This is a genomic window from Dechloromonas sp. A34, from assembly GCF_026261605.1.
In the GTDB taxonomy this organism is placed as follows: Bacteria; Pseudomonadota; Gammaproteobacteria; order Burkholderiales; family Rhodocyclaceae; genus Azonexus.
Window position 1 is genome coordinate 4,131,409 of sequence record NZ_CP102486.1, and the last position, 20,146, is coordinate 4,151,554.

Genomic DNA, 20,146 nt, shown 5'->3' on the forward strand with positions numbered 1-20,146 from the left:
CGTGGACTTCCCCAATGGTGGACCGTCAAACAATCCGGATCACACCGCCGTCAGCCAGTCGTTCCCATGGCAGACCGAGGACGAGTGCATCAAACTGCGGCCGGCTGAGCTCGACGCTGCTGTTGCCGTGCCGCCAGCAGAATCGCCCCTGATTGAGCCGACGGTTCGCTAGCCAGATACCGTATCCATCATGGACCAGCACTTTCATCCGGTTGGCTCGGCGATTGGCAAACAGATAGGCATGGTGGGGTCGGGCTTCGCCAAACATCGAGACGACCCGGGCCAGGATCGTCTCGGTCCCCGCCCGCATATCCAGCGGCGTGGTCGATAACCACAGGGCATCGACCCGAATCACCGTAGCCAATCTCGCAACCAGGCGGCGCAATCGCTCGCCGCCTGTCCAGGCCATTCAATCTTCACCGCCGTGTTGCCACGCCGAACTTCGATCCGAATGTCGGGGATGCTTGAGACGATGGGTGGCATCGGTACCGGCACAAAGGCGGGTTCTGTGCCGCGCGCCGGTGAAATCGACCGTGCCGGCAGGCTGCGGCTCGGTGGCTCAATGCCCCGTTCCCGCATCCAGCGACGGACCTGATTCGCATTGACGCTATTGGCCAACGCAATGCCGGCAACTGAAGCGCCGGCCTCACAACAGGCAGCAATCACTGCCTGCTTGAACTCCTCGGGGTGAGTCCGCCTGCGGCGGCTCGGCTTCTTAACTTCCATCGATCGTGTCCACCATCTTTTTTAGTGGACACTATCTTCACGGTCTAAGCCGTCAATTCACAGATGAGTTCGCCGGGCGCTTACGGCAAAGGGCACTCGTCGCTCATCATTCTTTCCTGGTTTGAACGTTATTGCCGAGCCTTCTTGCTCGGCCAAATGGCTGATTGAAGACACGGCCATCACTCGGGAAGCGCCTCTAAATACTGCCGCCACGTTTAAATATCTTTTGGGTGCCGCGCCTGCTGGTAACTCGCAGAATGTTCGGCAAACCAGTATTTGCCGTCGTCTCGCGCGACCAAGTGACCAAGCACACTCCATCTACCTCTACCCCGCCGAGTCGACCATGTAGCGTGACCGCCGGCAAATCCAAATCTAAGCGGCCCGACATCGCCTTAAACCAGACGCTCCGCCACGCTCGTTCTGCGCTTCGGTCGACAGCCAGCCACGCCATGACACGCGCCAGCCCCTCGGAACATTGATTAACCGAAATATGAGGAGGAAGCCTTATATGCACCGCCCCATCCCCCACAACGGGCGCCGGGTCGATAAAGGACTCGAACATCCCTGGTTGCAGAAGGTACTTGGCAACTGAACGTACCGACAGAAACAGGCGTCCGATAAGAAACAGCGCCGGCAGCAGATACACTCGTTCGTCGACATCGAACCGGAAAACCGCGTGCCTATCGCTGACCGGCAAACCCGGCCAGAGTTTGCGAATGAGCGGACGTGCATCCATAAGCCGCTGTCCGTGGCCAAGAAAGATACTGGCTTCCTCAAAGAATGTTTCAGTTCGCATCTGCGACCACTGACCAAGGCTGGTCATATCCATTCCAGCAGACTCCTGAAAGGGTACTCGCCGATGTTCCAGCCTTCCATTTTCCTTCGCCACTGCATCCAAGACCCAGCGCCCGAGCTCATCCTGAAACACCCCGTCGAACCATGCGATACCTAGAGCTTTCATGATTGCTCTCCACCGGAGAACAGCCTGTCGATGGTCTCCATGACAGCGGGGCGCGTTTTCTGACGACGCAATCCGGCCGCCTGCATCAAGGTTCGTCGGCTAACCCCAGCAGGGGATTGCTCAAGCGCCCGCTCGAGACGCCGGAGTTGGAATGCCTCGACAGTTTCAATAGACGAGGCAAGCACTTCGGCCACCGCCGGTAGCCGCGCGAGCCTTTTCCGGAAATTATTGAGCACCCCCAACTCACGTCCGATTCGACTGAGGGTGACGCGAACGGCTGGCATGCGTCGGCGAATCTCTTCGGCCAGTGTTCTCACTTGTTTGGCCAGTACCTCGTCACGGCTTTGCCAATAGTCTTGACGAATTTTCGTCCGATGCAGATACCGGTGTAATTGGACAGACTTCAGCCATAACGCGTCATATGCATACAAACGAGAAAACAATGCCGGCACCAGTGTTCTCAAGTGCTTTAACGTACTTTGCGGATTCAGCTTGACCAGCGTCAGCCAGGCCTCCCGCTCGGACGTCAGGTCTAGGTCGGTTCTCGGTGCCTTTTGCCTATCATCCGTACTCAGCCATTGCCGGACAGTTTTCCGGTGCAATTGCAATTGACTGGCTATCGCACCAGCCGAACACCCCGCCTTTGCCAACTCAGCCACTCGTTGGTGTAGATGTGGCGAATGGGCAATCACCCGATTCAAGCGCAGGCTGGATACCGACGGGAAGCCATTGCCGCCCGCGCTGTAACGAAAGCCGCAGGCACAGGCAAAGATGCCGTCCCATGCATCGCGCGCAGCGTCGAAGTGCAAATTCATCATAGTCACGGCTACTGGCCCGGGATGCGACTGCATCGGCGACAAGCAGGGCCACCGCTCAGCCTCCATCCATGTCCAGCAATCAATACCAAGATGTCTCTCCACAAAGCGACGAAACAAAATGTGCTGGAGCGGATGAAAACGCCTATTTGTCTTCCGCACGAAACAGCGTAACCAGTTACCTTCACGCCCCGGCTCGATGGCCAGCCCCAGTTTTTGAAGAAATGGCATGGGATATTGTTTGAGAAACATGGACTCGAGTTCGCCTGGATGGACATTCCTCGAAGCCAAGCCCAAGTGTTGTAGCGCCCGCTGGTAATCCGCAGCTAGATACGAAACACGCGGATGTTCCGAAACCCCCTGGAGCAACAAGCGTCGAGAATCCAGGGCCAACAACCGCGCCAAACTCACCTCGTCAGTTGAAGCCGGCACAAAGGGACAGTTTTTCGTGGCATCTGGGGGGGTGAAATTCCAATAGGCACGACTGGCCAACGGTCGATAAGGGACTACGGTATCGCGCAGCAATTCATCATGTTCTGGACACACGAAGACACCAGGTAGCTGAAATAGGCGCCGGATATACACCTCCCCTAGCTGGAGTAGGTCAGCACGCCAACATGCTGGGCAATATCGAAAAACCTGCGGATGTTTAACGCTGCTTGAACCAATACCCATACGAAAGTGCAGCCCCGTCAAATTGCCAATTTCGAGGTCCGCCATCACCTTAGTCCGCACTTCGCTTGACTGGAACGAGAGGTAGTACGGCAACAGGGTGTGCATCCACATTAGTTGGGCCACATCAATTCCCGCCTCGGCCAGAGAATGTACAAGGTCATCGCAAAGCCCCAGCAAATCGCTTGAGGCATGCCCCTTTGTTCCACCGCGCAAATGCCGGGCCAAATCATTGACTGTTGGTGTAAGCCAATAGGTCTGCAGACGTCCGAAATAACCGAAATGCAGTTCATCCCGGTATGGACGCGGTGTATCGGTTATTCCCCACGGCATTTCAGTCAGCGTCACCCGGTTCGTCCGTCGCCCCCAGGCCACCTTCAGGTGGCAGCCAACCTGCATCCCGCAGTTCGTCGTAACCACTGGGAAGGTCTGCAGCCCCCTCACTCTTTTTCTTGCTGCGAGACTCGGTGGATTTACGGGCGGATTTCCCTTTAGTGCGTGCCAAGACCTCATTCATGACTTCCAAAGGGGTGGCCTCAGGAGTGACATCAAGCACGGCCTTTAAATGGAATTCGGCAACCTGTTCTGACAATCCCAAACTCAGAAGCATCGAGAGGACGGTCCGCCTCGTATCTTCCTTGATGGCCTCGGCGCCTTCGGCACTCTCCGTTGCGGAAAACGATTCACGAGGGAAGGCCCCTGAAATCTCAGCGAACTCATCTAGCTCAGGAATCACAAAATCGTCGTACTTGGCAATTCGAGCCGGATTACCGGAACGCAGCGCTGCGAGCATCGGACGCAACAAGACAAAACTATTAGCCGCAACCGTCCGAACAAGCTTAGGCGTCAGCTTATTCTTACCAAGTGCAATGAGCCGGTGTTGAATAAGAATTAGCAAGCGGACGAGCAGTGCGGTAATTCCCTGCGTCTCGTCGTAGAGCACTGCGGCCAATTCATCCGTTAGCTCAGTGGGCTCCCCCTGCCACTGGTACGGCCAAAGCGTGTTCAGCAGCTTGCTCCAGCCCTTGTCCATGGCCTTGCTGCGCTCCCAAACAACTGACCCCATGCTAGAGGCCCGGCGGGCCTGGCGAAAGGTAGTCTGCAGAACCCCAGCCGCCTTCATGGTGCCGATGACGATAATCGACAGGTGAAGGACATTGAAGAGTTGCAGAAAGAAATCCATGAACTCCTCGCGTCCACCGCTTTTCTTATGGGACAAGTTCTGGATTTCGTCGATTACCAGCAGTCCAACAAAATACCGGTCCATTAGCGCCGCCGCGATTGCAATCAGGGTTTCTTCTGTCGCCCTATCGTTTTCCTTATCGAAGGCAGTTCCAAGCAAACGGTCAAAGGCACGCAAGATACTGCGGGCAAAATCCTTGGTACTACCGTTGTGCGGACACTGGACATAGATGACGGGAATTTGCAAATGCTGGCTGGCCGTATGCCGAATCACCTCTGGAATCCATTCCAGAAAATGCAGCAAAGACTGGGTTTTTCCCATACCACTGCTGCCAATGATGGAAAAAAACTCTCCGCTAGCTTGCTCGCCAAGTCCAAAATCCGGCACTTCGCCACTCTGCACACAGGCATACCACTCTTGGGCCCGCCGACGCCGCTCGGACTCCCCCATGCTGACACCAACGTAGGCTGAACGCAGCAATAAGTCGGCCTTTTCACATATCTCCAGGTGACGAGCTTGCACAATAAAAGCCTTCTTCATTTTCAGGACGCAGTGCAGTTGTAACTCGGGCGGCAAGGTACGCTCCTCGGGCATCATTTCAGGCAATTGCTCAAGGCGCTCCTTCCACTTCGTTTTCGACACAGGGGGTGGCAATGCCTCGATAAGGGGGTTGCCCCGATAACACTCGAGCTTGCTTTGAATGTAAATCGCATCGACCACCCTAATGGTGCGTGAGGTCGGCCGAATTTCTGTACGTTTCTTGCTCATTGAGACCTTTCAGATTGCTTATTAATCATCAATATCGGGGTAGTCATAGTTTTCATCGTCGTCTGACTCCTGTTTGCTCAGCTGTTGGGGTGTGCCGCCATGTCGCTGACGCAGGTCTGCCCCCAGCTTCTGTCGTTCCAGTGCGCGTTCGTTACGGCGGTTTTCACGGCGGTTGCCGATATCTCTTTCGGAATCAGGGATATTTCCGAGCGCTTCCCGGGTTTTGGCTTGCGCTTCTTTTCCATCACGCTGCATGGATGCGAGGTGTTCCATACGTTGCGTCAGGGTGTTGTGACGCTCTACCGTATCGAGTTCGTTTCTTAGCGTTCTCGTGGTTTTCACCTCATGAAGCGACATGCCAGTGAACTGTGCAGAACGGGGACTGAGAGAACACGGAATGAAGGCGTCTTCCTTTCCGGAACGACACAGGAATGCAATATCGACAATTTCCCGATTGAGTGCGAGGCTGACCGCAGCACCATCCTGAACCAACCGCTTAAACCAAGTGCTGGAGAGATGTCGGGTGTCATCTGGTAGGTAATACAGTTCGTCACCCAGATAGATGCCCTTGTCGGAGACCCTTCCAGGCAATCGAGTCATCAATTCCGCCTCAACTCTCAAAGGGTCAATCCGGCGCAGACGATGACGGTGAGTTCGCAACGCATCAAGGCAAATCGCCACCGATGTGTTCGCTACTCCTCTGGCTACCAGTTGCGGCTGAGTGGCAGTACGTCTGAGCCTGCCATTTACTTCCAACACAACCTTCATAAAAGCCCGGATAAATTCATACCGAGTCATCACTGCCTTGTAGTGCGGGCTCTTAACCCCCCGTTTTTGCGAACCAACCTTTGCCAGCCAAGTACCGGGATACATTACCCGGAACACCAACTTGATGAGCTTCACCGTGTTCTCGACGATGCCTTTGCTCTCCGGCGACATGGGAGGCGTATTGGCAAAAGGATTGGGGCGCATTACTTCGACAATGAGGTCTGCCATGCCGCACATAAAGGCACTCCCCCGGTCGGTATGGAAATGCTGAGGCCAGTGCCGAATTGGCCATGCGTCAGATTCAATTTGTATGTCGTATTGGGCGCACCACTCCACCTTATCGATGGCGCACTTCACCAGCGCATCAGCACAGGATTCGTAGGGTTCTCCATCCCAGCCGGCTGAAAACCCCATTACCAGGCCAGAGCTGTAATCAACAACGATAAAGACAACCATGCCCCCTAGGACCACGGCACGGTCTGACGAGGAAACCAGAGAAATATTGCAATGCAATGCATCGACTTCCGCAATCTCCCCGACCTCGTAGCGTCCCACCTGGGTACCCTTGTAGCGTTCACGCAGAACCTTGCTGCCCTTGTTCCTTTCCCCGTCACGCCGTTCTTTATCTTCCGGCTTGAAATAGCGAGCAGCGTGATAATCAAACTGAGCAAAAGTCATCACCTCCCGGGGATTTGCTCCCCACGCCTTCGTTCCGTCCGGTAGTTGATGCTCACCGCTATAAAATGCATCCAGCATCCAAAAATAGGCGTATTCCAAGGTTTTTTCAGGATGTGCGCGATACCAGTCCAAAGCCTTATTGATGTTTGGCTGGTCTCCGAATTTGACGTTGATGCCGGGGCCGATTTTTTCTTGCAGGCGCAGGGAACGCGGACAGCCACGCTTAAGGCTACCGGGCGGGCGTAATTTTCCAGCCGCGCCACAATTGGAAAGCTTGGAAAAAAGTGCGGAAGTCTCCTTGCCAGCCTGCCAATAGGCTCTCAGGTACTTCCACACCGTACGTTGTGTCAGTTTGAATTTTTCGACAGCAAGAGCGATAAGTTTGGCCCTTTTCCGCGAGTAATAAATAGCCGGCTCATCCTGGTGGAGCAGCTCAACTACTGCAGATGCACGGGCATGAAATCTTTTTTCGGCTCCAGTAAGGCTTTCCTGAGTGCGAATCACTGAATGCCAATGCTCTTTGCGCCATTGAATCAGCTCCGCCAAAGGCATGAGTTCAGGCAGGGCCGGTTTCATTGGTTTCTCAGCCGAGGCCGATACCGCTGGCTTGCTGTTCTTTTTTCGCTGGCTCGGCGGAACACTTTTGGGCGCCACGGGCGCATCCACATTGAAGACGATGGCTTCATCCCGCATCAGGTACAAGACGCGATAGCGAATTCTCGTTTCGGGCTGGCAAAGCACGTCCCCTTCAGCAATGGAGTAGACACACCTCATTCTGAAAATCGTTCTTCTTGGGCCAGCTTATCCAACGCATCCCGGCAAATCCGAAATCCGCTCATCGGATTCCGGACATCCCACGCACGCTCCATGTCGAAGGTTAGTACCCCATGGCCCATCAGATTGGTGAGGAGATAATGGCTATCGCCAGTTTCCAACGCCAACGTGGCATCGAACTCTGTACAAAACTCCTCGTAAGTACTGCTTTGCCGCAATGGGAGATAGCCCAGCAGGTCACTCTGCAATTTGCGCGCCTGTGTCACCGTAAAACTCGGATGCAGAGCCAAATTCAGCGCAAATCGAATGCGCTCAAAGTTATGCAAGACGACCTCGGGAAGGTCCTTTTCTGTGACAACGTAGAAGGTCACTCCGTGCTCAATCCAGTAGGCCCGCTCTATCGCCAATTTCTCAATAACTCGCGGGTCCGCTAACTGTGAGGAAGGTTTGACGGCCAAGGCGATGTAAGTCGCGGGGTCACCAGGACGCGTCAATAACAGGTCCGTGGTCATCACGACATCGATACGGGTTCCGGGGTAACGCGGATGAGTCAAGCCCAATATCTTTGCGATACGCCGGGTATCTTGGCGATTGAGTGGGTAGGCCTCGCGTATATCGCACAGGCCACCTTGCATCAGGCACCAGAGGTAAACCAGATACTCCAAGTGTGAGAGAAGATGGTGCACCCGGTGGGTAACCTCTCCCCAAATCCGATGTGAAAATCCTTTGGATGGCACATCGCTGACGCGCAGCCACGGCAGGTAATCCGCACCAGCCCCTTGGCCTCGCCCCTCATTCACCCATTTCCATATTTTGGCTTCAGTCCACTTGTAGCGACTACGTCCCATAGCCCCTCCTTGGGGACCATGAGTGCAGCGCTTCTCGAACTGAAAACACGCTTCGATAGCTCATCTAGCGCCATCCGACACTCCGAATGGATATGTCTTTCGGATATCGCATATGCCATCTAGGAGAGAACTCCAAAGATAGACCTGGTATTCCTGATGAAAATGTAGATGGGGCCCCCGGTGGGTTTGCTCACCGCAAATCTGATGCGAAAACTCATTGGATGGAACATCGCTGACGCGAAGCCACGGCAAGTAATCCGCACCAGACCCTTGGCCTCGCCCCTCATTCACCCATTTCCAGATTTTGGCTTCAGTCCACTTGTAGCGACTACGCCCCATAGTTCCCCCTCGGGAACCATGGTTTCCGCATAACCGCTCGAACTGAATATCTAATACTTAACTCCACCACACACCATCCATCTGATTGAATCGGTGCGCATAAAACCACACATCCTAAGCAGTGTAAACCCGGTAAATTATTGTAAAATCATATACTTAGTTGACAAATTACCAAAAGGGATGTGACTTCATTTCCTGCCAAAAAAAGTTATAGATAGTGTTCAAAAAGTCGGAAATAGCCACCGGAAGGGCGAATTGATGAAGAGCGATTGCCTGCCAAAATATTTAATTGGCAGGAAATTCGCGGCAAATGCGCAGGTCGGTCAGCCCTTATTTCGCCCGAACTATCGGTAGGCCAGCCCAATTTGTGGTGTAGCCGGGCGACAAATTACCCCGGCGCATCTGCCATGTCTTAGCGATGCCCTCTGCAGCGAGGCGCATCGTGCCACGTCCATACCGGTCATTGATGGCATCCAGAGTCCCCATCAATTTGTCGCGTCGCCCCGCTGCAATGTTGGCTGGTACGAACAGCGAAAATTGCTGATGGGTGCGAGGCACAATGTTTAGCAGCGCTACTCCCGCTTTGTGATAACCGAAGCCAGGACGGTAAATCCGGCGCAGGACTCGCAAGCCAAAGACAATCAGAACGAGGGTATCGGCTGTCGCTTCCGGCAAAGGGATGGTCATGGCTCGCTGATACTGCGGCACGTTTTGCTTGAAGATATTGGTTCGGATGTAAATCTGTAGGGCGCCAGCCAGGGAGTCCTGCACCCGCAATTTTTCTGCCGCCCGGCTGATATAGCTGGCGACCGCCTCCTTCAGGTCCTCCAAGTCATAGACCAGTTGCCCGAATGAGCGGCTGCTCATAATTTGTTGTTTGGCCGGCGCCACGTCTTCCAGGTCGAGGCAGGACAATCCGCGCAGTTCGCGGACGGTCCGCTCAAGCACCACGGAAAACAGGCTGCGCAGGGTTTCCGCATCAGCGTCGCGCAATTGCCGGACCGTATGGATACCCATCGTTTCGAGACGCACGCTTATTTTGCGTCCCACCCCCCAGACCTCGCGAACCTCGATTCGCTCGAACAGGCTATCGAGTTCACCCACCGACATTGTCGTGAAGTCACATACGCCATCCTTACCGGCCAGCGCCTTTTTGGCGCAATGGTTGGCCAGTTTCGCCAGTGTTTTGCTGGGCCCGACCCCCACACACACCGCGAGGCCTAGCCAGTCGGCAATGCGCTGCCGCATCTCCGCACCATAGACTTGGTAGCCCCGTCGCTCGAAACCAGAGAGCTCAAGGAAGCACTCATCAATGCTGTAAACCTCAATGCTCGGAGAAAACTGACTAAGCACCTCAACTACCCGGTTGCTCATGTCCGCGTAAAGCGCGTAGTTCGAGCTGAAAGCGACAATGCCATGCCGCCTCGCTTCATCCTGAATCTGAAACCAGGGAACGCCCATTGGGATACCGAGTGCCTTCACTTCGGCGGAACGCGCCACGACGCAACCATCGTTATTCGAGAGAACGACGACTGGCGTGTCCTTCAGTTTCGGGTTGAATAGCTTCTCGCAGGACGCGTAGAAATTGTTGCAGTCGACCAGGGCGAAGACGGGCACATTACGCGCCAATTCGTTTGAACTTGCCAACGACGACCCCCCAGACCACCAGTTCCTGCTCCTCACCGATATCGAGCGGGGCGAAGCGAGGACTTTCTGCAAGCAAGGCTACCCGGCCATTTCGACGATACAAGCGCTTGACCAGACGCTGACCATCGACAAAGGCGACGACGATATGCCCGTGCCGCGGCCGAACACTTTTATCAACGACGAGGATGTCGCCATCGAAAATCTCCGCCCCTTCCATGGATTCGCCCTCAACTGCGAAAAAGAAGGTCGAGACTGGATTTCGAACGAGGTATTCGTTGATATCCAGGCGCTGGTCTTCAAAGTCTGCAGCCGGGCTAGGGAAGCCCGCTGAAACTTTGACTTCATCCAGCGGTAGCTCAAGCCTTGGCGCTCCGAGTAAAGGAACAAAGACACCACTCGCGGCTCCAAGAGAAATCGCAAGTTTAGGCATGGGCTACTGGCTGCTCGGCAAAATGTTCGTCGAGCGTATGGGTTTCCCGGGAATCAGCAGGCTCGGAAAGCAGGACTGATGCGCACTCCGGGCAAATCAGGCACAGGTGGCTAGCAATGTTGGCTTGTTCCAAGTCGGCAGAGGACAAGGGCACATGGCAGTGTGGGCAGACAATTCGAATCATGGCGAACTCCTTTGTACTGTGATTTTATACAGTAAACACGGAACCACAATACTGTACGGACGCGCCCAAGCCCCAATGTCTCGCCGGGACTTAACCTAGCCCCAATAGATACGGAAGGTGACCAACCTAAAAGATGGATTTCATCTGCCATCCCCAATCAAGAGACCACGGCAATATCGAGGTGCAACTTTGGATACGACTTGTTGCAAGGCGTTACTTGAAATCCAAGGGTGCCAACCGTACATTGGACTCATGCGCTGAACCCCAACAGTGCTGGCGGCCCACCTCTCCCCCTCCCTGAAACTGGCCGTCAGAAAGCCCCGTGTTCCCCCTCACGGGGCTTTCGCCTTTCTTAGGTTTGGTTCACTCGGCCGGCAGCCAGACGGTTCACACTTGCCTTACCTCTTTCAAGTGGATAAACCAAGCTCACTGTCACGCTGGCGACTTCGTAAGTTAGTTAGCGCTCCATGACCTATCAGCCTCAAAACCCAAGGCGTTTTGCTATCCTCTGGGTCATGTGTGCTCACTATGACCCACAAATTGACCCCGCGCGGCTTCACACCCACTTTGGCGTGAATGACCCGCCATTAGGATTGAAACCAAGCCTTTGGCCGGGTTACTTCGGACCATTTATTCGACGGCATGAATTCTCCGATGTTGGCGATGAAGCAGTTCCTTTCCGCGAACTGATGGTCGGTTCGTTTGGACTCATACCGCATTGGTCAAAAGACACGACGATTGCTCGCCGTACCTACAATGCGCGTTCCGAGACAGTCCATGAAAAGCCAAGCTATCGAGACGCATGGCGATTGGCACGGCACTGCATTATTCCCGCTGAAGCAATCTACGAACCCGATTGGCGCTCGGGAAAGGCAATTCCAACCCGCATCACCCGAGCTGATGGAGAGCCCCTCGGTATAGCTGGATTATGGGCAGCATGGAAAAGTCCGACGGGTGAGCTAAAGCACAGCTTTACGATGTTGACTATCAATGCTGACAGTCATCACTTCATGCGGCAATTCCACAAGCCGGAAGATGAAAAGCGGATGGTCGTCATACTAAATGAAGAGAACTACGACGCCTGGTTGCGGGCGCCGGCGGCGGAAAGCCGAGATTTCTTTCGCCAGTTTTCTGCCGACAATCTGCGGGCAGAGCAACCGCAATCATCGCTCCTGTAAGAAACCGTCAATAGTCTTTATCCTCAATTTCTGTGGATAACTCTGTGGGTTCGTACTGAGCCAACCCTCTAACTCACTGACCCAATAATGCTTTCCACTGCCAGCTCAATATTTAGGCGCTTCATCATTCTTTTCTTAATTCTGCTTGGGCTGCCGCTGGCCAATGCCAAGCCAGGTCCTCATCCGCCGTTTGAAATCACGGGCATGGTCACGCACAACCCGGATGGCGATACGATAGATATTCAGACCGCTGACCGCGGCCTGGTAAGGGTCAGGTTTTCCGGGGCTGACACACCGGAGACTGCGCAGGCCTTCTGGAAGGTCGCCCGCAATCATCTGAGTGCAGTGGTGAAGGACCAGCAAACGAAAGCTTGGTGCTACAAGACAGACAAGTATGAGCGGGAGGTCTGCCATGTTCATGTTGGCAGTCTGGACCTTTGCCTTGACCTGATTCAGCGTGGCTACGGATGGTACGCACGCATGTTCAGCAATGAGCTGACCAATGAGCAGCAGACGGCTTACGCTGCCGCCGAGGAGCAGGCAAGAACAAGAATGATTGGGCTCTGGAACATCGCTGACCCGATGCCGCCCTGGGAATGCAGAAAGCTGAGAAAAGCGGGACAGAAATGCAGATGAAGCCTGCTCAATTGGCATAATGGACAGACCGTCTAAGCATCCTGATTATGACTTGCCCCTTTTGCACACTGCCTCCCGAACGTATCGTTCAAGAAAATGAAAACGCCATCTGGATTTACGATGGCTTCCCGGTTTCGCTCGGCCACAGCCTCATTATCCCGAAACGCCACGTTGGCTCCTTCTTTGAGGTCAGCACCGAAGAGCGCATGGCCATGCTGGCCCTGCTCGACCAGGCCAAGGCAGCCGTTGAAGAGCAGCATCATCCTGACGCCTACAACATCGGCATCAACGACGGGGCAGCTGCCGGCCAGACCGTTTCGCATCTCCATCTACACCTGATTCCGCGCTACAGCGGCGATGTTGGTGATGCCCGCGGTGGCGTACGCTGGGTCATCCCCGATAAGGCCGATTACTGGTCTGGTCGCTAACTTTGCCTTCTTTGTCTCCCTCCCCCGAAGCCCAATTGCAGTTTCTGAGCAAACTGCAGCGAGTCTTTGCAGAAGGGGATTTCACTGCCACATACAAATTCGCCTTGCTCATCGCGTTGGCTGACTTGGCAGTTGAACTGGGAGCCGATAACGGCGACGAACTGACGGTGACGACACGCCAGATTGGCCTGCGCTTTATCGGGTTGTACTGGAAACATTCGCTACCCTACGGAACCGGTCGGCAAGGCAGCGAAGTGGGCATCCTGGTTCAGAACAACGGGGCCCAAGCCGCAGTTGTGTCGGCCATCAGTCAATTCAGGATGCAAACGCAAACCCACACGCTGCTATCGGCATTGCTACACCCGAGATTCAATGGCTTGCTGGGTGCCATATCGGCTACGGTATCCGCTCAACCGCTGACTTACCTACAAAACTTCGGCGGCGGAACCGATGAATTCATGTACGAGCGGGCAGGCCCCGGGAAAATTCGCCTCAAGCCCGGCATCGGATACTGCTTTCGACGCTTTTACCCTTTGGTCCAACAACTGGCTCGCTCACACTGGATTGGCCACATCAAAGGTAATCGCAGAAACGTTTGTATCCTGGGGGAAGCCGATGACCTCGAGGAGTTTCTGTTTGCCTCCTCTAGGCAGTCCCTCGAAATCATGAGCAACGGTTTACGTAAACTGGACGGCCAGCAGTGTTTTTATTGTGGGCATAGCCTGACAACGGCTGACGTCGACCACTACATTCCCTTCGCTCAGTATCCGAGGGAACTCGCCCACAATTTTGTACTGGCACATCCAGCCTGCAATCGCAGCAAATCGGACACGCTGGCTGCGCTGCCGCACCTCGAGCGCTGGCTGGAACGCATTCAGCGGCACTCGGATGCGCTTGCAGAAATCGGAGCGGATGCAGGCTTTGTCATTGATGCCAAAACTACCCAACGAGTAGGTTCGTGGGCCTACGCTAATGCGGTGGCTTCCGGTGCTCAGGCGTGGTTGGCCGCGAACACCTACAGAGCCATTGACCGCCGATATACGGAGTGCTTTGCCTAAGTTGTTGCGTTTCCCAGTGTCCCAAACACAACGTTCTCACGCAGTAGACATCCCCCTTCAAAGGAGTATTGTGAAACTGAGTCTTGGCCAGAAACATTGGTTGAGGCACAAGAGCAACAACGCGACTGGAGGCAACATGGTTGGTAGTCCGCCGCAGTACAAGATGATTGCGTAGTACCGTAACGGCTAACGCCGTATGCCTTGTTGAATTGCTACAAGGCCAAAGATTCAAGAAGCCCATGGATAGCCAACATGGGCTTCGTGCTTTTGGAGCCTCTGTCGCATCTCTATGACATCGGGTAACCTGGTCGCTCTAATGAGAGCGACACCATGAGCATTCAGGACATCCGTGACCCGGCAGCAATCCACGCAGCCATGGCCGAATATGACCGCGTCGGCCGTACCTATTTCCTCGAGAAATATGGCTTCGGTAAAGCCCGTGAGTACATGCTGCGTGACCCGGCAAACGGTCGCCTCTACGATTCCAAAGCTATTGTCGGCGCCGCCCATGGCTATGCCTTTCCGGAACGTGGTCACCTGAGCGCAACTGACTTTAGTGGGGGCGAGGTCACCGTTGAACACCTGTTGAGCACTCTGGGATTTGAGGTTGTCAGAATCGGCCAGGATTGGACGCGAGACGAGGTTCAAGCGACCGTGCGCGATTACTTCGAAATGTTGCGCCTCGAAGCGACCTGCCAGGTTTTCAACAAATCCGAACATAACGAACTGCTACGCCAAAGGCTCCGCGCTCGCAGCAAGGGCTCCATCGAGATGAAGCATCAGAACATCTCGGCAGTTCTGGACCAACTCGGACTTCCCTACATCCGAGGCTACAAGCCACGTTCAAACTTTCAGGACCTGTTGCGTGAGGTCGTTCTGGCACACGTTCAGCATCAACAGCCGATGATGCAGACTATCGTTGATGCCATTGAAGAGCAAACTGGACCGGGTAACAAAACCTACCGCGGCGTGCTGGTCGAGCCTCCGGTACCGGAGAGCATCCCGACGCCGAAACGTCGCCAACGGCTTCCTAGAAAACTCGACTATGCGGCACGCGATGAGCGGAATCGAATCCTCGGCCACAGCGGTGAATCGTGGGTTCTCGGGTTTGAAGAGAATCGGCTGAGTGAAGCCAGTCGCGCCGACCTGGCAGCCAAAATTGATTGGGTCTCAGAGCGCTGTGGCGACGGTACCGGATACGACATCATGTCGTTCGAAGAGGATGAGGTCACCCGCTTCATTGAGGTAAAAACAACCAATGGCGGCTCTCTGACGCCGTTCATCATCAGCCAGAATGAGCTGGAGTTTTCTGAGGAAACAGAAGATGCCTTCTGCCTCTATAGGGTTTTCGAGTTCTCCAATTCACCAAGGCTGTTCATCGTACGTGGCGACCTAAACCAAGCCTTGCACTTGGAAGCGATGGATTACCGTGCACGACTGAAGTCCATTTCACGCTAACTCTATTCAGGCAACAATCGACCCAAAGCTGCCACAGCTGTTTCCAAATAGCGGCCAGTCCGCCAAACCCAGGTTTTACAAACTGGACTGCCACAAAGCAGCCGTTGGCGACCTCGCCCTACCGGCCAGAAGCGGTCGTTGCCATACCGATAGGCAATGACCGCTACCTGTCAGATTCCTGACTATTGAAGTCGGTAACCTGTGTGACAAGAAACGCAGGCACCCATCACATCGGCAAGCGCACCCACTGCAGGCCTAATTTCACCCGTCACAGCGGCATCCTTTGCAATCGTGCTGAATCGGCTGGCACCGCGATGCATTGCCGTTCCAGCATCTTGCATACCTTTCGGCATAAATTTAGATGACTCATGCGCGCCATGTGCCTTCAGCGCTGTCATGCCCAAGCGAGTCTCGGCGACATCGGCAGCGCGGTCGTAATCCGAGGCTGCCAGCGCTGCCTGAATCTCCTGAAGCGCCAGCAAATGGTCGCGCATGTTCGCCAGCGTGTGCTCTTTCATGTGTTCCGGAAATTTGACCAATTGGCGTCCATCTCCAGACGGTTGCTGTGCTTGCTTCGTCGCTTCCATGTGCTGTTGCTGCATGGCTGGGTCGTGTTGCTGGGCCAGGCTCGGGATGCTCAGCAATAATCCGAGCAGAGGAATTGCGGTACGCATTGCCTTCTCCGTTGAAGTTGTTGTGGAGCAACACGATACGTTAGGCTTTGCACCTCGCTATATGATTGCAATCACATGCCGACAACGACCGAGCTCCTTCGCAGCGAATGGCCTGACCGTCCGGAATTTCATGCCATGCCATCGGCCCTGCATAGCGCAGCCGCCTGGAAGACATTCGGTAAAGAAGCATTGCTGTTCGCCATCGGTGACCAACCCAGATGCATATATTTCGTGGCACAAGGCGAAGCTCGGTTGCGCCGCTATTCGCCGGAGGGTACGGAAATGGTCATGCAACGCGCCCGAAACGCCTTTCTGGCGGAGGCCAGCCTCGAATCGCCTGCTTACCACTGCGATGGCGTGGCGACAGAGCCCGTCTTGGCTTTGGCGTTCCCAATGGAGACCTTCAGGATTGCCTTGGCCGAATGTCCGGGGTTTCGTGCCAGTTGGGTCTCGCATCTCCTGCACGAAGTTCGCCGTGCCCGTGCTCAGGTAGAACGCCAGGGGTTGCGCAATGCGGGGGCCCGCATCCTGCATTATCTGGAAACAGAGTGCCCCTCAGGACAACTGCGCTTGAACCAAACCCGGAAGGCATGGGCTGCAGACCTGGGGCTCACGCATGAGGCAATGTATCGTGCTCTTGGCCAACTCAGTCGGCAAGGCATTCTGCGCGTCGATGGGCAACTCATTGAGAAGGTGAACAGGAAAGCAACCACCTAGCCGCAGCCACAAAGGAGCAGGGGGCAGTTTACATACAATCTAATAATCGTTAGATTGACGATATGAAATCGACCATCACCAAGTCCTACCTCTACGAACACGTCGCCCGCATCGGCAAGGCGATTTCCAGCCCCAAGCGTTTGGAACTCATCGAACTCCTCGCACAAGGCGAAAAGACCGTCGAGACCCTTGCCGAACAGGCCCGCATCGACATGCGACTGGCCAGCGCCCATCTTCGTTCCCTGCGTGAAGCCCGCCTGGTCGAAACCCGCCGCGATGGCAAGTTCATCCATTACCGCTTGAGCGGCCCAGATGTCGCCCAGTTGTGGGTCAATGTTCGAGAAGTGGCCGAGGAGCACCTCATCGAACTGCGCGTGGCGCTCGACCAGATGGCCGCCTCGCCTGATGCACTGTCATCCGAGAGCCGCGAGTCCCTGCTGGCCAAAGCCCGCAGTGGCGACATCGTGGTCATCGACGTTCGCCCCGAAGCGGAATACGTCGCTGGTCATCTCCCGTTTGCCCGTTCGCTGCCGCTGGCTGAGCTGGAAAAGCGTCTTGCCGACCTGCCGCCCGGCAAGGAAATCGTCGCCTACTGCCGTGGCCCGTTCTGTCTGATGTCCGACGAAGCCGTGAAGCTACTGCGCCAGCGCGGCTACACCGCTCACAAGATTACCGATGGTGTCAGCGAATGGCGTGCCGGCGGCTTGCCCATCGAGGATTGAAGTCAAAACCACAACAGAGGAGACAACTCGTGAAGCATCTATCCCTACTCGCCTTGTGCTGTACCCTGGCCTTGTCGGCACTGGCGGCCGATGTGTCGATGGCCGTACCGGGCGCCCAAACCGCCAACGGTCAGAAGGTTCTGACCTTCATCGCCAAGGACCCACCGGGTCAGCGCTGCAACGGCAACCTCCAGGTCGCCGCTGAAATTGCCAACACATACCGGGTACCCATCCAGTTGCTGCCGTCCACGCTGGCGTCCGGACTGCCAGCTCCTGCCGTCTTCTACGGCACTCAGCTCATCGTTGCGGACGGCAAGGATTTCAACGGCGCCGCCAGCTACCAAATCGTCGCCGACGTTCTCGACCTGGAAAGCGTGCCGAAGCAAGCCAAGTCGGGGCTGCTCTTCCAGGACGGCGTGCGCAAGGATTTCGACGCCCTGAAGGCCACCATCAAAGCCGGGGGCAAATAGCATTCTCAACAACAATAGGGAGCCCAGCATGAACACCTTGTTCATCCTCAACGATAGCCCGTATGGCACGGAACGTAGCTACAACGCCCTGCGCCTCGCGCGCGCCCTCAGCAAGTTGGAAGGCGAGACGGTACGTGTCTTCCTGATGGGCGATGCAGTGACCTGTGCCAAGAGTGGCCAAAAAGTGCCAGATGGCTACTACAACGCTGGGGACATGGTGCGCATAGTCGGTGGTGAGGTTGGTCTCTGCGGAACCTGCATGGACGCCCGCGGCATGGGCGCTGACCAGGTGGTCGAGGGCGCTCGTCGTAGCACCCTGAAGGAACTAGCCGAATGGACGGCGGTAGCCGACAAGGTTCTGGTGTTCTGATTTCCCAACGCAATACAACAATCCCAACAGGAGACAAGATGTCATTAAAACTGATGTGCGCTGCTGCGCTGGCGCTCGCCGTGGTCACAGCACCGGCTATGGCCAACGAGGAAGCCGTCAAGGCCATGGAAGAGTATCTGGACTTCGTCGACTACGGCGGCGCCACCATCTTCCCGGAGCAGATTCCCAAGGAGGACTGGAAGCGGTTCTACGTCATCGATGCACGGGATAAAGACCAGTACACCAAGGAACACATTCCCGGGGCCGTGAATATCGAATGGCGCCAGGTGCTGGCCAAGCGGACCAGCATTCCGAAGGACAAGCCGGTCCTCATCTACTGCAATACGGGCAGTCTGTCTGCGCAGGCTGGCTTCGCGCTGCGCATCGCCGGTTACGACAACCTGCGCATTCTTCAAGGCGGCTTTGCCGAGTGGAAGGCCAAGGGCGGGCTGGACGCCGCCGCCAAGGCGACAGGTCAGGCAAAGCACTGAGGACAGCCATGAAAGGACGCGAAAGCGGCATGCCGGACGAGGCCTACTGGGCCTCGTTTTTTGACCCGGAGGGTATTCTCGACCACCTTCTGGTCAACGGAAGCGACTGTTACCACCTGGTCGAATTCGGTTGTGGCTACGGGACTTTCACCCTGCCGGCGGCGAACCGTACGCGCGGGCTGGTCACGGCACTCGACATCGAGCCGGAGATGGTGAGTTTGGTAGAACAGCGTGCCCATGAAACGGGTCTATCCAATGTTCGGGCAGTGCTACGCGATTTCGTGGCGCAAGGCACCGGCCTCGCGGATGGCTCGCAGGGGCATGCCATGGTGTTCAACTTGCTGCACCTTGAAGACCCGCTAACCCTGTTGCGTGAGGCCTATCGAGCCCTTCAGCCGGGCGGCATCTTATCGGTGATTCACTGGCGTAGTGACATCGAAACCCCGCGCGGACCACCGCTGGCCATACGTCCTCGTCCAGAGCAGTGTGCAACATGGCTAGCTGATGCTGGATTTGACTCGGTGACGTATGTCGACCTTGGACGGGCTGCTCCGTTCCACTTCGGAATTTTGGCTAGAAGGAATGCTGAACCACATACCATTTGATACAGGGCATCAGAATTTTTTTGCTGATGCCCCTTTCGTCATTGGAGTTTAGCGGCCTCTACCTCCACCACCCATGCCGCCTCCCATTCCACCACCCATCCCGCCACCGGGTCCCATACCCTGACGCATGCCGGAGCCTTGGGCAGGCGGCGTATCCGGCAAGGTAACGCCACGCTCTTTCGCACGCAGTTGCATCTGCTCATGATGCTCCAAACGAACTTGTTCGCGCTCTTGGGCCGTTTTTGCGGCATTCATTTTCGTGCGATGTTCCATCCGCTCTTGGTTCGTCATCATTTGGCTACCGTAAATGGGCTCACCGGCGGCGACAGCACCAGAACTCATTAAGGCTAGAGCGATGGCAGACAACATGATTTTTACGGTGTTCTTGGTCATTTTTCTCTCCCAATCAAACAAAAGCAACTCAAAGCAACGACTGAGTTTGAAGCCCTACAGCATGCTTTCTCCAAACCTTCAATTCAGTTATAGCCCCGATTTTCAGAAAAACTGATGCAGCAACAAATACTTGCAATTGGAACAAGCAATATT

At 55.4% G+C, this 20,146-nt stretch carries 23 protein-coding genes; 11 read left to right on the forward strand and 12 right to left on the reverse strand.

Features of this window, described 5'->3' with window-relative positions; translation table 11 throughout:
• Nucleotides 1–25: 25 nt before the first annotated feature.
• The 10 genes from tnpB to NQE15_RS20625 form a co-directional block, all read right to left on the reverse strand.
• A complete protein-coding gene (gene tnpB, locus NQE15_RS20580) occupies nt 26–409 on the reverse strand; it encodes an IS66 family insertion sequence element accessory protein TnpB (RefSeq protein ID WP_265942632.1) in 384 nt (127 codons plus the stop codon).
• A complete protein-coding gene (locus NQE15_RS20585) occupies nt 352–726 on the reverse strand; it encodes a transposase (RefSeq protein WP_265942633.1) in 375 nt (124 codons plus the stop codon). Before NQE15_RS20585 ends, tnpB begins: the two co-directional genes overlap by 58 nt.
• 196 nt (nt 727–922) lie before the next feature.
• Nucleotides 923–1,687: a hypothetical protein gene (locus tag NQE15_RS20590; protein WP_265944263.1), complete on the reverse strand. Its 765-nt coding sequence runs from the start codon at nt 1,685–1,687 to the stop codon at nt 923–925.
• Nucleotides 1,684–3,522, reverse strand: a complete 1,839-nt coding sequence (locus NQE15_RS20595; protein ID WP_265944265.1) for a TnsD family Tn7-like transposition protein — start codon at nt 3,520–3,522, stop codon at nt 1,684–1,686. Before NQE15_RS20595 ends, NQE15_RS20590 begins: the two co-directional genes overlap by 4 nt.
• Entirely contained in the window at nt 3,509–5,125 is a 1,617-nt protein-coding gene (locus NQE15_RS20600) for an ATP-binding protein (protein ID WP_265944267.1), read from the reverse strand. The genes NQE15_RS20595 and NQE15_RS20600 overlap by 14 nt, the downstream gene beginning before the upstream one ends.
• A 21-nt stretch (nt 5,126–5,146) precedes the next feature.
• A complete protein-coding gene (locus tag NQE15_RS20605) occupies nt 5,147–7,345 on the reverse strand; it encodes a hypothetical protein (protein WP_265944269.1) in 2,199 nt (732 codons plus the stop codon).
• A complete protein-coding gene (locus tag NQE15_RS20610; RefSeq protein WP_265944271.1) occupies nt 7,342–8,193 on the reverse strand; it encodes a TnsA endonuclease N-terminal domain-containing protein in 852 nt (283 codons plus the stop codon). Before NQE15_RS20610 ends, NQE15_RS20605 begins: the two co-directional genes overlap by 4 nt.
• 669 nt (nt 8,194–8,862) lie before the next feature.
• The gene (locus NQE15_RS20615; protein WP_265944273.1) at nt 8,863–10,149 is read right to left on the reverse strand and encodes a Y-family DNA polymerase; all 1,287 of its coding nucleotides are present in this window, start codon (nt 10,147–10,149) and stop codon (nt 8,863–8,865) included.
• A gap of 1 nt (nt 10,150) precedes the next feature.
• A complete protein-coding gene (locus NQE15_RS20620) occupies nt 10,151–10,609 on the reverse strand; it encodes a LexA family protein (RefSeq protein WP_265944275.1) in 459 nt (152 codons plus the stop codon).
• Nucleotides 10,602–10,793 carry a hypothetical protein gene (locus NQE15_RS20625; RefSeq protein WP_265944277.1) on the reverse strand — a complete coding sequence of 64 codons (192 nt, stop codon included), beginning with the start codon at nt 10,791–10,793 and terminating at the stop codon, nt 10,602–10,604. The genes NQE15_RS20620 and NQE15_RS20625 overlap by 8 nt, the downstream gene beginning before the upstream one ends.
• 467 nt (nt 10,794–11,260) lie before the next feature.
• Between NQE15_RS20625 and NQE15_RS20630 the strand changes: the two genes are divergently transcribed.
• The 5 genes from NQE15_RS20630 to NQE15_RS20650 all read left to right on the forward strand — a co-directional run bounded on the left by NQE15_RS20630 (nt 11,261) and on the right by NQE15_RS20650 (nt 15,551).
• Nucleotides 11,261–11,971 carry an SOS response-associated peptidase gene (locus NQE15_RS20630; RefSeq protein WP_265944279.1) on the forward strand — a complete coding sequence of 237 codons (711 nt, stop codon included), beginning with the start codon at nt 11,261–11,263 and terminating at the stop codon, nt 11,969–11,971.
• Nucleotides 11,972–12,058: 87 nt separating this feature from the next.
• Nucleotides 12,059–12,607, forward strand: a complete 549-nt coding sequence (locus NQE15_RS20635; RefSeq protein ID WP_265944281.1) for a thermonuclease family protein — start codon at nt 12,059–12,061, stop codon at nt 12,605–12,607.
• Nucleotides 12,608–12,654: 47 nt separating this feature from the next.
• Nucleotides 12,655–13,035 carry an HIT family protein gene (locus NQE15_RS20640; RefSeq protein ID WP_265944283.1) on the forward strand — a complete coding sequence of 127 codons (381 nt, stop codon included), beginning with the start codon at nt 12,655–12,657 and terminating at the stop codon, nt 13,033–13,035.
• A 35-nt stretch (nt 13,036–13,070) separates the two neighbouring features.
• Entirely contained in the window at nt 13,071–14,093 is a 1,023-nt protein-coding gene (locus NQE15_RS20645) for an HNH endonuclease (protein ID WP_265944286.1), read from the forward strand.
• Nucleotides 14,094–14,423: 330 nt separating this feature from the next.
• Nucleotides 14,424–15,551: a DUF3883 domain-containing protein gene (locus NQE15_RS20650; RefSeq protein WP_265944288.1), complete on the forward strand. Its 1,128-nt coding sequence runs from the start codon at nt 14,424–14,426 to the stop codon at nt 15,549–15,551.
• A 182-nt stretch (nt 15,552–15,733) separates the two neighbouring features.
• Here NQE15_RS20650 and NQE15_RS20655 read toward each other — a convergent pair whose 3' ends face one another.
• Nucleotides 15,734–16,225, reverse strand: coding sequence for a hypothetical protein (locus NQE15_RS20655; RefSeq protein ID WP_265944289.1), 492 nt, complete (start codon nt 16,223–16,225; stop codon nt 15,734–15,736).
• 75 nt (nt 16,226–16,300) lie between these two features.
• Here NQE15_RS20655 and NQE15_RS20660 point away from each other — a divergent pair, with 75 nt between their 5' ends.
• The 6 genes from NQE15_RS20660 to NQE15_RS20685 all read left to right on the forward strand — a co-directional run bounded on the left by NQE15_RS20660 (nt 16,301) and on the right by NQE15_RS20685 (nt 19,600).
• Nucleotides 16,301–16,942: a Crp/Fnr family transcriptional regulator gene (locus NQE15_RS20660; RefSeq protein ID WP_265944291.1), complete on the forward strand. Its 642-nt coding sequence runs from the start codon at nt 16,301–16,303 to the stop codon at nt 16,940–16,942.
• Nucleotides 16,943–17,004: 62 nt separating this feature from the next.
• On the forward strand, nt 17,005–17,664 hold the full coding sequence (locus tag NQE15_RS20665) for a metalloregulator ArsR/SmtB family transcription factor (protein ID WP_265944293.1): 660 nt from the start codon (nt 17,005–17,007) through the stop codon (nt 17,662–17,664).
• 29 nt (nt 17,665–17,693) lie between these two features.
• The gene (locus NQE15_RS20670) at nt 17,694–18,134 is read left to right on the forward strand and encodes a hypothetical protein (protein WP_265944295.1); all 441 of its coding nucleotides are present in this window, start codon (nt 17,694–17,696) and stop codon (nt 18,132–18,134) included.
• Nucleotides 18,135–18,162: 28 nt separating this feature from the next.
• On the forward strand, nt 18,163–18,504 hold the full coding sequence (locus tag NQE15_RS20675) for a DsrE/DsrF/TusD sulfur relay family protein (protein ID WP_265944297.1): 342 nt from the start codon (nt 18,163–18,165) through the stop codon (nt 18,502–18,504).
• 38 nt (nt 18,505–18,542) lie between these two features.
• Nucleotides 18,543–18,995, forward strand: coding sequence for a rhodanese-like domain-containing protein (locus NQE15_RS20680; RefSeq protein ID WP_265944299.1), 453 nt, complete (start codon nt 18,543–18,545; stop codon nt 18,993–18,995).
• Nucleotides 18,996–19,003: 8 nt separating this feature from the next.
• On the forward strand, nt 19,004–19,600 hold the full coding sequence (locus NQE15_RS20685) for a class I SAM-dependent methyltransferase (RefSeq protein WP_265944301.1): 597 nt from the start codon (nt 19,004–19,006) through the stop codon (nt 19,598–19,600).
• A 48-nt stretch (nt 19,601–19,648) separates the two neighbouring features.
• Here the strand turns inward: NQE15_RS20685 and NQE15_RS20690 are convergent, their stop codons facing one another.
• Nucleotides 19,649–19,993, reverse strand: coding sequence for a hypothetical protein (locus tag NQE15_RS20690; protein ID WP_265944303.1), 345 nt, complete (start codon nt 19,991–19,993; stop codon nt 19,649–19,651).
• Nucleotides 19,994–20,146 lie beyond the last annotated feature (153 nt).

What these genes read in the sequence shown, in the direction of transcription:
- NQE15_RS20660 (WP_265944291.1), top strand. Translation starts at nt 16,301, where the DNA reads ATGCCGACAACGACCGAGCTCCTTCGCAGCGAATGGCCTGACCGTCCG.
- NQE15_RS20690 (WP_265944303.1), bottom strand. Translation starts at nt 19,993, where the DNA reads ATGACCAAGAACACCGTAAAAATCATGTTGTCTGCCATCGCTCTAGCC.
- NQE15_RS20655 (WP_265944289.1), bottom strand. Translation starts at nt 16,225, where the DNA reads ATGCGTACCGCAATTCCTCTGCTCGGATTATTGCTGAGCATCCCGAGC.
- NQE15_RS20590 (WP_265944263.1), bottom strand. Translation starts at nt 1,687, where the DNA reads ATGAAAGCTCTAGGTATCGCATGGTTCGACGGGGTGTTTCAGGATGAG.
- NQE15_RS20680 (WP_265944299.1), top strand. Translation starts at nt 18,543, where the DNA reads ATGTCATTAAAACTGATGTGCGCTGCTGCGCTGGCGCTCGCCGTGGTC.
- NQE15_RS20605 (WP_265944269.1), bottom strand. Translation starts at nt 7,345, where the DNA reads ATGAGGTGTGTCTACTCCATTGCTGAAGGGGACGTGCTTTGCCAGCCC.
- NQE15_RS20620 (WP_265944275.1), bottom strand. Translation starts at nt 10,609, where the DNA reads ATGCCTAAACTTGCGATTTCTCTTGGAGCCGCGAGTGGTGTCTTTGTT.
- NQE15_RS20685 (WP_265944301.1), top strand. Translation starts at nt 19,004, where the DNA reads ATGAAAGGACGCGAAAGCGGCATGCCGGACGAGGCCTACTGGGCCTCG.
- NQE15_RS20675 (WP_265944297.1), top strand. Translation starts at nt 18,163, where the DNA reads ATGAACACCTTGTTCATCCTCAACGATAGCCCGTATGGCACGGAACGT.
- NQE15_RS20650 (WP_265944288.1), top strand. Translation starts at nt 14,424, where the DNA reads ATGAGCATTCAGGACATCCGTGACCCGGCAGCAATCCACGCAGCCATG.
- NQE15_RS20630 (WP_265944279.1), top strand. Translation starts at nt 11,261, where the DNA reads ATGACCTATCAGCCTCAAAACCCAAGGCGTTTTGCTATCCTCTGGGTC.
- NQE15_RS20640 (WP_265944283.1), top strand. Translation starts at nt 12,655, where the DNA reads ATGACTTGCCCCTTTTGCACACTGCCTCCCGAACGTATCGTTCAAGAA.
- tnpB (WP_265942632.1), bottom strand. Translation starts at nt 409, where the DNA reads ATGGCCTGGACAGGCGGCGAGCGATTGCGCCGCCTGGTTGCGAGATTG.
- NQE15_RS20665 (WP_265944293.1), top strand. Translation starts at nt 17,005, where the DNA reads ATGAAATCGACCATCACCAAGTCCTACCTCTACGAACACGTCGCCCGC.
- NQE15_RS20600 (WP_265944267.1), bottom strand. Translation starts at nt 5,125, where the DNA reads ATGAGCAAGAAACGTACAGAAATTCGGCCGACCTCACGCACCATTAGG.
- NQE15_RS20625 (WP_265944277.1), bottom strand. Translation starts at nt 10,793, where the DNA reads ATGATTCGAATTGTCTGCCCACACTGCCATGTGCCCTTGTCCTCTGCC.
- NQE15_RS20585 (WP_265942633.1), bottom strand. Translation starts at nt 726, where the DNA reads ATGGAAGTTAAGAAGCCGAGCCGCCGCAGGCGGACTCACCCCGAGGAG.
- NQE15_RS20635 (WP_265944281.1), top strand. Translation starts at nt 12,059, where the DNA reads ATGCTTTCCACTGCCAGCTCAATATTTAGGCGCTTCATCATTCTTTTC.
- NQE15_RS20610 (WP_265944271.1), bottom strand. Translation starts at nt 8,193, where the DNA reads ATGGGACGTAGTCGCTACAAGTGGACTGAAGCCAAAATATGGAAATGG.